The sequence below is a fragment of the Thermoflexus hugenholtzii genome, from assembly GCF_018771565.1.
GTDB classification, from domain to species: Bacteria; Chloroflexota; Anaerolineae; order Thermoflexales; family Thermoflexaceae; genus Thermoflexus; species Thermoflexus hugenholtzii_A.
Genome location: NZ_CP076326.1, coordinates 2,898,824 through 2,911,467, shown reverse-complemented (window position 1 = coordinate 2,911,467; position 12,644 = coordinate 2,898,824). Strand labels below are relative to the sequence as shown.

Below are 12,644 nucleotides of genomic sequence, written 5' to 3'. Positions count from 1 at the left end.
CTGCTTCTATGGAACAGCCATCGGCAAACCGAAGGGAGTGGAAGATGCGATGGCACTTCCTTCATCAGGCACGGGAGCGGTTCTGGGAGATCGCGGGCGGGGTCAGCGTGCGGACCAAAATCCTGGGCATCGTCCTGGGCGGAACGGTGCTCTTCGGCCTCACCACCATCCTGCAGGTCCGCTACGCCCTCTACCATGTGCTGGTCGCCCGCACCCAGGACTGGGGGATCGCGATGGCCAGCGACCTGGCGGCGCGGAGCACGGACCTGATCCTGATCAACGACCTGATGGGGCTTCATCGGCTGTTGCAGGATGCGGTGGATCACAACCCCGAGCTGCGCTATGCCTTCGCCCTCTCCCCGGAGGGGGAGGTCCTGGCTCACACGTTCGGGACCGGGCCGGAGTTCCCGGTGGGGCTGGTCGAGGCGCATCCTCTCCCGCCGGGGGCGTCCTACCATCTCCAGCCGCTGCGCACGCCGGAGGGGGTGATCTGGGACATCGCGGTCCCGGTCTTCCGGGGACAGGCGGGGGTGTTACGCCTGGGGCTGCGGGACACAGGGGTGCGCGCCGCTGTCGACGCGTTGACCGTGCGGTTGCTGCTGACCACCGTGGCCGTGTCCGCCCTCAGCATCGGCATCGCCCTGTTCCTCACCCATCTGATCGTCCGTCCCATCCGGGGCCTGGTGGCGATGACCGAGCGGGTGGCCCGGCGGGATTTCACCGCCCGGGCGGTCGTGTGGGCCAAGGATGAGATCGGGGCCCTGGCCCAGGCGTTCAACGCGATGGTGGAAGAGCTGGCCCAGCAGGAGCGCATGCGGGCCTTCTATATCCAGCGGATCATTGAGGCGCAGGAGGAGGAGCGCCGGCGGATCGCCCGGGAGCTGCACGACGAGACCGGGCAGGCCCTGGCCTCGCTGCGCGTGGGGCTGCGGAACATCGAGCAAGCCCTCGACCCCGAGACCATGCGCTCCCGGCTCCAGGACATGTATCGGCTGGTCGATGAGACGCTCAACCGTGTGCGGCGCCTGGCTTTCGAGCTGCGGCCCTCGGTGCTGGATGATCTGGGCTTGGTGGCAGCCCTGGAGCGCTACATCCGGGACTACCGCGAGCGCTTCGGGATCGAAGTGGAGATGCAGGTGATCGGCCTGGATGGCCGCCGCATCCCCCCGGCCATCGAGACTGCCGTCTACCGCATCGTGCAGGAGGCCCTGACCAACGCCGCCAAATACGCCGGTTGCCAGCGGATCAGCGTCCTCCTCCAGGCCTCCCCCCGTCTGCTCTCCGTGATCGTGGAGGATGACGGCTGCGGCTTCGACGTCGATCGCGTGCTTCGGGAGGAGCCCGGCAACCGCCTCGGGATCTACGGGATGCGGGAACGGGCCCAACTGGTGGGAGGCTCCCTGGCCATCGAATCGGCGCCGGGCCAGGGCACCACCATCTATCTCCGCGTTCCGCTGGAGGACTCATGATCCGGGTGCTGATCGCGGACGACCACGCTGTGTTCCGGGCCGGCCTCCGGCTGCTCCTCAGCGCCCAACCGGACATCGAGGTCGTCGGAGAGGCGGAGGATGGCTGGCAAACCCTGCGCCAGGCAGAGGCGATCCGCCCGGACGTCATCCTGCTGGACCTCACCATGCCGGGCATGCCCGGTTTGCAAGCCCTCGCCCTGCTGCGCCGGCAGGTGCCGGAGGCGCGGGTGCTGATCCTGACGATGCACGAGGACGAAGCATACCTGCGGCAGGCCCTGGCCGAGGGCGCCGCCGGTTACATCATCAAGCGCGCCACCGATGAGGAGCTGATCACAGCGATCCGCGCGGTGGCGCGGGGCGACCTCTACATCCACCCCGCGATGACCCGCGCGCTCCTGGAGGATCTGATCCCTGCCCCGCAGATCCCGGAGACCCCGGAGCCATGGGAGAGCCTGAGCGAGCGGGAGCGCCAGGTGCTCCGCATGGTGGCCATCGGGCACACCAACCAGGAGATCGCCGAGCGCCTGGGCCTGAGCGTCAAAACCGTGGAGACCTACCGGGCTCGCGGGATGGAGAAACTGGGCCTGCGAACCCGCGCCCAGCTGGTCCGCTACATGATCCAGAAGGGCCTGCTGAAGGAAGAATAAGCGGCGAGGGCTTCCCTCCGAATCACCGGAGCGCGCAACTCCAGATGGAGACCTCCTGCCCGGTGGGGTGGAAACCGAACCGCCGGTAGAGGGCCTGGGAGATCCGGTTCTCGACCTGCGTGTTGAGGGTGATGGGATAAGCCCCCAGGTCGATCAGATACCGCAGGCTCTCCGCCAGCAAGCGCGCCCCCACGGACCGGCCCTGATGGGCCGGGTGGACCGCCAGGCGGACGATATGTCCGTGCATGCCATAGAGGTCGGCGAAGGCGTAGCCGATGATCTCTCCCTCCGCCTCCGCCACGATGAAGTAGGGCACCTGATGCCAGGCGCGGGTCAGGATGGTGGGGCCATACCACCAGAGGGGCTCGAAGGCCTGGCGATCCACCGCCGCGATCCGTGGGATGTCCTCCAGCATCGCCCGACGGACGCGAACGGGGACGGCCGGGAGCTCCGGGATCCGCCAGTCGTCCTTCCGCAGGGTGATCACCACCGTGCGGCGGGTGAAGCCGGCTGCCGGATAGACAGACTCCAGCCATTCCCCATAGGCCATCCCGACGGCCTCCATTGCCCCCTGGGCCGCCAGGGCCCGGGCCATGGAGGGCCAGAGCTGTCGGAACAGCTGGGGCGCGTCCTCGCCGTCGGCCACCGCCGCCACCCGCAGCCACGCCACCGGGCTGTCCACCTGGATGCCCAGCCAGAAGGCGATCACCCGGCCCATCCGCTCCACCACCCAGGCGGTCGGGGCTTCCAGCCATTCCTCCAGGGACCACCAGTCCAGCGTCATTTGAGCCCGCCGATGCTCCCGGACCAGATGCAGGATAGCGCTCCGATCGGCCCGGGTGGCAGGGCGCACCGCCGAGAACATCGATCCCCTCCAAAGCGCGCTCACCGTTCCGCTTCCGCCACAAACTGACAGGTCTCGCCCTCCACGGCCGCGCAGGCGATCTCCCGAACGCGGACCGGGCGCCCCAGGGCGACCTCCAGGAAGCCGGCGATGTATCCTGCCAGGGGGTGACAGACCGGCTTTCGCTGGGGCCGGAGCCCCTCGGCGAGGACGGAATGGGTCACCTCCACCCGGATGGTGGCATCCTCCCGCTGCCAGCGCGCCTCCCCCCACTGGGCGGCCTCGAAGGCGATGCGGGCTGCCTCCACCAGATCCTCCCCCTGCAGGCCCAGCCGTTCCTGAAGGAGCTGGGCGCCCCGCAGCCCGGCCTGCCGTCCGGCCTGGTAGAGCATCCCCCCCACCCCCAGCCCGGCCAGCCGGAGCACCGCTCCGTAGAGCGAAACCAGCCCCGCCCGATCGATGAGCACGGATTCCTGCCGGATGACCTCGACGACACGCGCGGCGTCCATGTGCGTCCTCCGAGCGGAGATGCGCCCCTCCCCCCGCTTTCGGGTATACTTAGAGTGCCTTGATGCGACAAATCCACGGGAGCTGGGCCGTTCCGGAAAGGAGGGGTAGCGGGACGAACGGCGCAGCTCCCGATCCGCTTGGGAACGATCGTGGGGGACCATGGCCACTCGTCGCTCTCCCGCAGGATCCCGGGACGAGGAGCGGAGGCTGGTGGAGCAGGCCCGACGGGATCCCGAAGCCTTCGGGGAGCTCTACCTGCGTCACGTGCGCTCGATTTACAACTACATCTTCTACCGCACCGGCGATCCGGAGGAAGCGGAAGATCTCACCAGCCGGGTCTTCCTGCAGGCCTTGCAGCACCTGCCCCGGTTCCAGGAAAGAGGGCTGCCCTTCGCCGCCTGGCTCTTCCGCATCGCTCACAACCTGGTGGCCAACTGGCATCGGGACCGCCGCCGGCGCCCGGTGGTCCCGCTCTCCGAGAACGGGCACGAGCGGGCCCCGGATCGGGTGGAAGCCCTGGTGGAGCGTCAGGAGGAACGGGAGCGGCTGCTTCGGGCCCTGCGGCGCCTGCCCCCGGATCGCCAGCAGCTGCTGATCCTCAAGTTCGTCGAGGGACTTTCCAACGCCGAGATCGCCCGGATCATGGGGCGGACCGAGGGGGCGATCCGGGTGCTGTATCACCGCACCCTGGAGGCGCTCCGGAAGGAGCTGCTGCGGGAGCCCTGAATCCCTTCGCGGAGGACATCATGCCGGATCTCGCAGAGTGGCTGGAGTGGCATGCTGCGCGTCTGCAACAGGGGCTGCGGGGGGAAGCGGCGTATCCGCTCCCTCCGGTGGCGTTCTCCCCTCGGGACCGCGCGCTCTTCCAGCTGGCAGAGCAGCTGGCGGACGCCCTGCGGCCGGTGGAGCCGCGGCCGACCTGGGTGGCCTCGCTGTATGAGCGCCTGATGGCGGAGGCCCGGCAGGCTCCCCGCCGGAGGCCCTCCACCCCGGCCATCCCCCTCTGGTGGCTCGGGGTGGCCCTGGGAACGGCCGCGGTGGGGCTGTGGGCCTATCGCCGACGGCAGCCGGTCCGCTCGGCCCTCCCGCTGAATAGGTGAGGAGAGCCTATTCGGATCCCAGTCCGAAAGGAGGGAGCGATGCCATGGTATAGCCGGATCGCCGGATGGGGGATGGCGGTCCCCCGGAAGGCGCTGACCAGCGCCGAGCTGGCCCAGCAGCTGCATACCACGGAGGAATGGATCCTCACCCGCACCGGGATTCGGGAGCGGCGGATCGCCGGTCCCGGCGAGACGATGTCAGACCTTTCGGTGGCCGCGGCGCGGGAGGCGATGGCCCGCGCGGGCGTCCTGCCCCAGGATCTCGATCTGATCATCGTGGCCACCTCCACGCCCGATTATGTAATCCCCCCGGTCTCATCCATCATTCAGCACAAGCTCAACGCCCGTTGCGGGGCCTTCACCCTGGGCGCCGGGTGCACCGGCTTCATGTATGGCCTGGCGGTGGCCCACGCCTTCATCGCCGCCGGGCTGATGCGCAACATCCTGGTCATCGGCGCGGAGATCATCAGCCGCAACATCGATTGGAGCGACCGCAACACGGCCGTGCTCTTCGGCGACGGGGCCGGGGCCATGGTCCTGCAGGCCAGCGAGCTGCCCACCGGGGTGCTCTCCTTCGTTCTCGGATCCGATGGCTCGGGGGCGGAGCACCTGATCGTGCCCGGCATCTCCACCAACCACGTCATCACCGAGGAGACCATCCGGCACAAGGGGCATCTATTGCGCATGAACGGCCGGGAGGTGTTCAAGTTCGCCACCCGGGTGCTGGGGAAGGTCGCCATCGAGGCCATCGCCCGCAGCGGCCTGGCCCCCGATGAGATCGACCTGATGATCCCTCACCAGGCCAATGAGCGGATCATCGAGGCCGCCTGTCGGGAGCTCGGCTTCCCGATGGAGAAGGTGTTCCTCAACCTGGACCGCTACGGGAACACCTCGGCGGCCTCCATCCCCATCGCCTTCGCCGAGGCCATGGCCCAGGGGCGGATCCGGGAGGGGGATAACCTCCTGCTCATCGGGTTCGGGGCCGGGCTGACCTGGGCCGGGGCGGTGGTGCGCTACGGGGTGCGGGCGGAGGACCGGCCGATCCCGGTGGAGAACTGGCCGGTGCGCCTGCCGGTCTCCCTGCCGGATCTCAACCGCCTGGAGCCGGTGCGCCAGGCCAAAGTGATGGCCCTGCGGGCCCGCCGCCAGCTCCTCCAGACGGCCATGAGCCTGCTGCTGCCCTTCTACACCCGGTCCCGCCGCCGACGACGCTGAGCAACTCTCGACGATTCATGCCTCCTCGGCGGGCAAAGCGCGGCCCTCCTGGGCGAGCCTCCGGAGGGGACGGAGGGCCGCGCTGAGGGCCGCCCACTCCTCCAGGGAGAGGGTCTCCGCCCGGCGGGCGGGGTCGACCCCCGCCCGGGTCAGGGCCTCCCGCACCGCTTCATCCGGAAGCCCCAGGCCGTGGGACAGGGCGTTGTGGAGCTGCTTGCGGCGCTGCTGGAACCCCGCCCGGACCACCTCGAAGAACCAGTCCGGATCCCCAAGGTCCACCGCCGGCCGCTCGTAGGGATCGATCACGACGACGGCCGAATCCACCTCGGGGCGGGGCCAGAAGGCCCCCGCCGGGATGCGCGCCACCACGCGGGGACACCCATACACCTGCACGCTCACTGCCAGCAGGCTCATCGCGCCCGGCCCGGCCGTGATCCGCCGGGCCACCTCGTGCTGAACGGTGAGAACCACCCGGCGGGGACGGGGGGAGGCTTCCATCACGTGGCGCAGGATCGCTGATGTGATGTAGTAAGGGATGTTCCCGATCACCCGATAGGGGTGGCCCTGCACCAGCGCCCCCGGATCCAGGGCCAGGATATCCCCCGGGATGACGGTGATGTTGGAGTAAGGGGCCAGGATCTCCCGCAGGAGCGGGAGGAAGCGGGTGTCGATCTCCACCGCCACCACGTGAGCGGCCCGAAGGGCCAGATGTCGGGTGAGGGTGCCGGGGCCCGCCCCGATCTCCAGCGCCCACTCCCCAGCCTCCAGCTCCGCCGCATCGGCGATACGGGCCAGGAAAGACTCCTCGATGAGGAAATGCTGGCCTAGCCCCTTGCGAGGATACAGGCCGTGGGCTTTCAGATAGCGGGGCCAGGGCATCGGAGGCGGAGGAGGCATCCGGACGCTCATGGAGGCGGGGAGGGCCAGTCCGGCAACACATAGGGGATGGATTCCGGAGGCGGCACCGGCGTCAGCAGATACACGTCCACCCATCGATACCAGAGGACCAGATCCTCATCGTTGTAACCCAGGTCGATGCGGCGGCCGATGATCCCCCCGCCGGTGTCGGCCGCCAGGCCGATCCCATAGCCCGGCACATACACCCGCCACCCCAGGCGGATGACCCGCGGGTCCACGGCCACGATCCCCCGTTGCATGGGCAGCCCGGTCCGTGTCCGCCCGAAGTAGGGGGCGGAGGGATGAACCCCTGCGGTGGAGGCGCTGTAAGAGGTGGCCAGCATTCGGATCCGCCGCCAGTATTCCACCGGGCCCTCCGGGGTTTCCAGGGTGCGCACCACGATCTTCGTCCCATAGACCCACACCCGGGGCTCCGGTGGCCGGACCACCGTCTCATCCACCACCTCCCGGGCCATCGCCTGGCCGTTCTCATACCGGACGCGGATCCGTCGCTGCAGCAATCCGTTCCGCCCCGGGGCCTTCTGCACCCACGTGTCCAGCTCCAGGTTCGGGTCCGGCTCCCAGACCGTGCGGAAGGGGATCGGGCTCTCCTCGATCTCAAAGTCCTCCCGCACCCGGATCACCCGCACCGTCTCTCCGCCTTGCAGGGCCGCCCCTTCCTCCGGGATCACCCGATCCTGGCCGTGCAGGGTGAGCCCGAGCTCCCACAACAGATCCCGAACGGTCCGGGCGGTGGTATGCACCACCTGGACGCGGCCGTCGGCCTCCACGGTGATGGGACGGGCGCGAAAGAGGCTCACCTGCAACCCGCCGTTCAGCATGGTTTCGGGACCCGGGATCAGACGATCCGCCGGGTGCAGGGAGAAGCCCGCCTCCCGGAGGGCAGCCCCCACGGTGGGCGCAGTGGTCAGGATCACCCGGCGGGATCCATCCTCCAGGCGCAAGACCAGAGGGGCCGCTCGCTGGATGCGGATCTCCCCGGGGGGCGCTCCTCCGTCCACGGTCTTCGCGCCGAGGGACCATGGTTGTCCATCCACCCACAACACGTCCCCGGGCTCCCGCTCCACCCCCGCCTGCCGCAGGATGGCCTCCGGATCCCGATGGAGGGTGTAAACCCGGAGCTGCCGGGAGGGCTCCGTCCCTCTCCCCTCCACCCGGATCCACACCGGCTGGGCCCGGCGGACTCGGATGAGGGCCGGTGGGCGGATCTCCTGATCCGGGGCCGGGAAGACCTCGTCCTCCGGACGCAAGGACACCCCGGCCTCCCGCAGCACCCCGGCCACGGTTCGTTGATGGGTTCTAATGGGAACGATCCGATCATCCAGGAGGAGGGTTACCGTCTGTTGGGAGCGCCAGTAACCCCAGAGGCAGAACGCGCCCAGCCCGAGCCAGGCGATCGATTGGAGAAGCCTCCAGCGGTCCATTCGTGCAGCGGCGGAACTCGGGCCGATGGGCCCATGGAAGGATCTCGGAAAGGCCATGGTCGCCGGTTCGCAGCCTCCCGAGGGCGGCCGTGCGCCCCTTGTCGAGCCCGCCTCTCCCCCTGGGGGAGCCCTCGTTCGGCTCCGGCCCGGCGCCCCTGCGGCGCGCGAACCGGGACGGCTTACCGTTGCTCCCTTCCGGGCCTGGCGGGGTTCACCGGGGTCCGCCGCGCAGGACCGGACCTTCATCGCCGGGAGGGAGCCCCACAGGGGGCCGCGCTAACCCTCGAAGGGGATGTCGGCCCCGCGTCTGGCGGATTTCGGGTGCAGGGAACCGCCACCTCCCCGCCTGAGCACGGCCGCCACCTTTAGCGTAGCGGATCCCGACCCCCATGTCAAGCCGGGGCCGTCCAGGAACGCACGAACAGAAAGGTCCTGAGGGCGAAGCAAGCCAGCCTCCCTCAGGTAGAATCCTTTGGGGTGAGAAAGATCAAGACGGCTTCAGAGGAGAAAGCAGATGGAGGACTGGATCCTGCGCCCGGCCCGGCCGGAGGACGGACCCATCATCCGACGGATGATCCGGGAGGCCCGGCTGAACCCCTTCGGGCTTCACATCCCCCGTTTCTGGGTGGCCGAGGTGCAGGGACGGGTGGTGGGGGCCGTCCAGATCCGCCCGCATCGGGATGGCAGCCGGGAGCTGGCCTCCCTGGTGGTGGATCCCGCGTGGCGGGGCCGGGGCATCGGCAGCGCCCTGGTCCGGGCGCAACTGGCCCGGGTCCGGGAGCCCCTGGTGCTGATCTGCCGGCCGGAGCTGGAGCCGTTTTACGCCCGGTTCGGCTTTCGAAGGCTCAGGCCGGAGGAGATGCCGCCCTTCTTCCGATGGACGGAGCGGATCGCCCGATGGCTGGGCCGGCCCCTTCGGATCATGGGCTGGGATCCGGCGGAAGCCGCCGGAGAACCTTCGGAGGGATCGCAATGAAAGAGCGGTCCGGGGAGATCTTCCAGCGGGAGTTCCTGTATGGCCGCCACGCGGTCCACGAGGCCCTGCGGGCCGGGCGGCGGCGCATTTACCGGCTGCTCATCGCCGAAGGCCTCCAGCCCCGGCCGATCCTGGAGGAGCTGATCGCTCTGGCCGAGGCCCAAGGCGTCCCGGTGCTGCGCGTCCCCCGGGCGCGGCTGGACGCCGTGGCGGACGGCCACCAGGGGGTGGTCGCCGAGGCGGATCCTTATCCTTATGTGGATCTGGAGCAGGCCTGGGCGGAAAGCGCCCGCCGTTCGGATCCGCCCTTCTGGCTGGCGCTGGATTGCCTGCAGGACCCCCAGAACTTCGGGACCCTGTTGCGGACGGCGGAGGCGGTGGGGGTGCATGCCGTGCTGTTCCCGGAGCATCGCAGCGCCCGGGTGACGCCGGCGGTGGTCAACGCCTCGGCCGGCGCGGTGGAGCACCTTCCGGTGGTCCAGGTCACCAACCTGGCCCGGGCCCTGGAGCAACTCAAGGCCCGCGGCGTGTGGGTGGTGGGCCTGCAACAGGATCCCCGGGCGATCCGTTACGATCAGGCGGACCTCAGCGGACCCATCGCCCTGGTGGTGGGCAACGAGGAATCCGGCATCCGTCCGCTGGTGCGACGGACGTGCGATTTCCTCATCTACCTCCCCATGCGAGGACGGGTCGCCTCCCTCAACGCCGCGGCCGCCGGCGCCATCGCCCTCTATGAGATCGCCCGACGCCGGGGCTTCTCCTAAAAACAAAACAGGCGGATCATCAGGGGATGACCCGCCTGCCCAGAGCCCCCAGCGGGACTCGAACCCGCGACCTTTGGCTCCGGAGGCCAACGCTCTATCCAGCCTGAGCTATGGGGGCCTGTCACTTAAGAATCTACCGCAATCGGCCGGATCTGTCAACGCGGGCCGCCCCCCGGGTGTGTCCCAAAATCGTAGGACAACTGCGAGCAGTTGTCCTACAAGGCGGCCAGGCCCGACAAAATCGAGACATACCCCGCCCCCGGCGTATGACGGGGATCATACCGGAGTGGGCCGGCCTGGGCCACGATATCCCTGAGCATACGCGCGCCGACCCGGGAGACCCTCCCATGCCACTGCAACAAGAGCCGTCCGCCCGGCCGTTGCCGGACCCCTTCCCGGATTACGTGACCTGTCCGGTCTGCGGGGAGCCGGACATCGAAATCTGGTGCTATGAGGAGACCGTCCGCTGCCCGACCTGCGGGGCCAAGATCTCCCACGGGCCTTTCCCCTGCTGGACCACCTGCCCCCGACGCCCCCTCCCCCCTCCGACCCCATGACAAACATCATCGATTGGGCACGAAGGCTATCACACCATATGACGAACCGCACCCCTATTTTATGACATTCATCGTCCCTAAATGACCTCCTCGTATGACGTAGATCATAGGCTCTGGCGGCCGAACCGGACAAGATAGAGGCCAGAGCGTCCGGCCTGATGGGAGAGTCGGCCGCACGATCATGGATGGGAGGAGGTTCCGATGATGCATGGGAAAGCGAAGGGGGTGATCCTGGGGGTTCTGATGGCCCTGGTGGCGGCCTGTGCCCGGGGTGGGGCGACCCCGGTGGCGGGCCTGCCGGCGGAAGCGCAGACGGTGATCCGGGAGCGGGGCCTGTCCCCGGAGGACGTGGTTGCTGCGCTGCGGACCTACGTGCCGGGGGGCAAGTATGACGAATACGTGATGTTCGCCTCCGGCGGGCACTCCGGCCAGGTCCTGGTGATCGGCATCCCCTCCATGCGGCTGCTCAAGGTGATCGGTGTCTTCACGCCAGAGCCCTGGCAGGGCTACGGGTTCGGGGAGAAGGGCACCCTGGAGGTGCTGGCGGAGGGCTTCGCCCGGGGCAAGCCCATCCTCTGGGGCGACACCCACCATCCGGCCCTCTCCGAGACCGAAGGGGAATACGACGGCCAGTTCCTGTTCATCAACGACAAGGCCAACGCCCGCCTGGCAGTGATCGATCTGCGCGACTTCGAAACCAAGCAGATCGTCAAGAACCCCAACGCGATCTCCGACCACGGCGGCGGCTTCGTCACCCCCAACACCGAATACGTCGTCGAGGGCCCGCAGTATGCGGCCCCCATCGGGTGGGAGTATGCCCCGCTGGATCAATACAAGGACAAATACCGGGGGCTGCTGACCTTCTGGGCCTTCGACCGCCAGAAGGGCCGGGTGGATCCGGACCGATCCTTCCAGATCGAGCTGCCGCCCTACTGGCAGGACCTGTGCGACGCGGGCAAGAAGGTCTCTTACGGCTGGGTGTTCTGCAACTCCATCAACACCGAGATGGCCACCGGCGGCATCGAGGAGGGCAACCCGCCCTTCGAGGCCGGCACAGCCAAGAACGAGATGGACTACCTCCATATCATCAACTGGAAGAAGGCCGAGGAGCTGATCCGGGCCGGCAAGTATGAGGTCATCAACGGGATCAAGGTGATCCGCCTTCAGACGGCGGCCCAGGAAGGGGTCCTCTTCTTCGCCCCGGAGCCCAAGAGCCCCCACGGGGTGGACGTGGCGCCGGGCGGCGAATACATCGTGGTAGGCGGCAAGCTGGATCCCCACGTGACGGTCTACTCCTTTGAGAAGATCCAGAAGGCCATCGCCGCCGGGAACTTCGAGCGCGACCCCTTCGGGGTGCCGGTGCTGAAGTTCGAGGACGTCAAGGAAGCCCAGGTGGAGCTCGGCCTCGGGCCGCTGCACACGGTCTTCGACGACAAGGGCTACGCTTACACCTCCCTCTTCCTGGACAGCGCCGTGGCCCGGTGGTCCCTGGGCGGCCCCTACCGCAAGGACGGCGCGGAGCCCTGGAAGCTGGTGGAGAAGCTGCCGGTCCACTACAACATCGGCCACATCGCCGCGACGGAAGGGGACACGGTCTCGCCGGACGGCAAATACGTGGTGGCCCTCAACAAGTGGTCGGTGGATCGCTTCCAGCCGGTGGGCCCGCTGCACCCGCAGAACTTCCAGCTGATCGACATCAGCGGCGGCAAGATGCGGCTCCTCTATGACATGCCCATCGGCATCGGCGAGCCGCACTACGCCCAGATCATCAAGGCCGACAAGCTCAAGCCGTTCCTGGTCTACCCGGAGATCGGGTGGAACGCGGTGAAGATGGCCAAGGACCCCAACGCCACCGAGGCTGGCCGGGAGCGGGTGGAGGTGCGGGAGGAGGGCGGCCGGCGGGTGGTGGAGATCTGGATGACGGCGGTCCGCAGCCACTTCAAGCCGGAGCGCGTGAAGATCCGCAAGGGCGATCACGTGATCTGGCACATCACCAACATCGAGCGAGCCCGCGACGCCACCCACGGCTTCGCCCTGGGCGGCTACAACATCAACCTGAGCCTGGAGCCCGGCGAGACCGCCACCATCGAGTTCGACGCCGACCAGAGCGGGACCTTCCCCTTCTACTGCACGGAGTTCTGCTCGGCCCTCCACCTGGAGATGATGGGCTACTTCTTGGTGGAGCCGTGATCCGGGACCGCAGGGGGGCGGCCGGCCAGC

General features: G+C 68.6%; 13 protein-coding genes, 1 tRNA gene and 1 other RNA gene. 9 read left to right on the top strand and 6 right to left on the bottom strand.

The annotated features are described in order from the left end of the window. The first annotated feature begins 44 nt into the window (after positions 1-44). Both KNN16_RS13205 and KNN16_RS13200 read left to right on the top strand, forming a co-directional pair. The gene (locus KNN16_RS13205; protein ID WP_303897486.1) at positions 45-1,469 is read left to right on the top strand and encodes a sensor histidine kinase; all 1,425 of its coding nucleotides are present in this window, start codon (positions 45-47) and stop codon (positions 1,467-1,469) included. Then, complete coding sequence (locus KNN16_RS13200; RefSeq protein ID WP_299282683.1) at positions 1,466-2,116, top strand: response regulator transcription factor; 651 nt, start codon at positions 1,466-1,468, stop codon at positions 2,114-2,116. The genes KNN16_RS13205 and KNN16_RS13200 overlap by 4 nt, the downstream gene beginning before the upstream one ends. Before the next feature lie 22 nt (positions 2,117-2,138). On the opposite strand, the gene KNN16_RS13195 is transcribed toward KNN16_RS13200, so the two are convergent. After that, entirely contained in the window at positions 2,139-2,981 is an 843-nt protein-coding gene (locus KNN16_RS13195; protein ID WP_303897483.1) for a GNAT family N-acetyltransferase, read from the bottom strand. 20 nt (positions 2,982-3,001) lie between these two features. Then, positions 3,002-3,469, bottom strand: coding sequence for a V4R domain-containing protein (locus tag KNN16_RS13190; RefSeq protein WP_299282689.1), 468 nt, complete (start codon positions 3,467-3,469; stop codon positions 3,002-3,004). Between the two features lie 211 nt (positions 3,470-3,680). On the opposite strand from KNN16_RS13190, the gene KNN16_RS13185 reads away from it, so the two are divergent. Genes KNN16_RS13185 through KNN16_RS13175 form a run of 3 tightly spaced genes read left to right on the top strand, consistent with a single transcriptional unit; the run spans position 3,681 to position 5,785 of the window. Beyond that, entirely contained in the window at positions 3,681-4,196 is a 516-nt protein-coding gene (locus tag KNN16_RS13185; RefSeq protein WP_299282692.1) for a sigma-70 family RNA polymerase sigma factor, read from the top strand. Positions 4,197-4,216: 20 nt separating this feature from the next. After that, positions 4,217-4,570 carry a hypothetical protein gene (locus KNN16_RS13180; protein ID WP_299282695.1) on the top strand — a complete coding sequence of 118 codons (354 nt, stop codon included), beginning with the start codon at positions 4,217-4,219 and terminating at the stop codon, positions 4,568-4,570. 39 nt (positions 4,571-4,609) lie between these two features. Continuing rightward, entirely contained in the window at positions 4,610-5,785 is a 1,176-nt protein-coding gene (locus KNN16_RS13175) for a beta-ketoacyl-ACP synthase III (protein WP_303897479.1), read from the top strand. Between the two features lie 15 nt (positions 5,786-5,800). Here KNN16_RS13175 and rsmA read toward each other — a convergent pair whose 3' ends face one another. From rsmA to ffs, 3 genes are all read right to left on the bottom strand, one after another. Next, on the bottom strand, positions 5,801-6,682 hold the full coding sequence (gene rsmA, locus KNN16_RS13170) for a 16S rRNA (adenine(1518)-N(6)/adenine(1519)-N(6))-dimethyltransferase RsmA (RefSeq protein WP_303897477.1): 882 nt from the start codon (positions 6,680-6,682) through the stop codon (positions 5,801-5,803). Between the two features lie 8 nt (positions 6,683-6,690). Then, positions 6,691-8,127 (bottom strand): ubiquitin-like domain-containing protein, encoded by a 1,437-nt coding sequence (locus KNN16_RS13165; RefSeq protein WP_303897475.1) that lies wholly within the window; start codon positions 8,125-8,127, stop codon positions 6,691-6,693. A gap of 87 nt (positions 8,128-8,214) precedes the next feature. After that, positions 8,215-8,483, bottom strand: an RNA gene (gene ffs, locus KNN16_RS13160) — signal recognition particle sRNA large type. Between the two features lie 158 nt (positions 8,484-8,641). On the opposite strand from ffs, the gene KNN16_RS13155 reads away from it, so the two are divergent. Beyond that, positions 8,642-9,103: a GNAT family N-acetyltransferase gene (locus KNN16_RS13155; RefSeq protein WP_299282707.1), complete on the top strand. Its 462-nt coding sequence runs from the start codon at positions 8,642-8,644 to the stop codon at positions 9,101-9,103. Continuing rightward, a complete protein-coding gene (gene rlmB, locus KNN16_RS13150; RefSeq protein WP_299282710.1) occupies positions 9,100-9,867 on the top strand; it encodes a 23S rRNA (guanosine(2251)-2'-O)-methyltransferase RlmB in 768 nt (255 codons plus the stop codon). Before KNN16_RS13155 ends, rlmB begins: the two co-directional genes overlap by 4 nt. A gap of 43 nt (positions 9,868-9,910) precedes the next feature. Here rlmB and KNN16_RS13145 read toward each other — a convergent pair. Then, a tRNA-Arg gene (locus tag KNN16_RS13145) sits at positions 9,911-9,985 on the bottom strand. A gap of 229 nt (positions 9,986-10,214) precedes the next feature. On the opposite strand from KNN16_RS13145, the gene KNN16_RS13140 reads away from it, so the two are divergent. After that, a complete protein-coding gene (locus KNN16_RS13140) occupies positions 10,215-10,424 on the top strand; it encodes a hypothetical protein (protein WP_299282713.1) in 210 nt (69 codons plus the stop codon). A 201-nt stretch (positions 10,425-10,625) separates the two neighbouring features. Further along, a complete protein-coding gene (gene nosZ / locus KNN16_RS13135; protein WP_303897472.1) occupies positions 10,626-12,614 on the top strand; it encodes a Sec-dependent nitrous-oxide reductase in 1,989 nt (662 codons plus the stop codon). Positions 12,615-12,644: the final 30 nt, after the last annotated feature.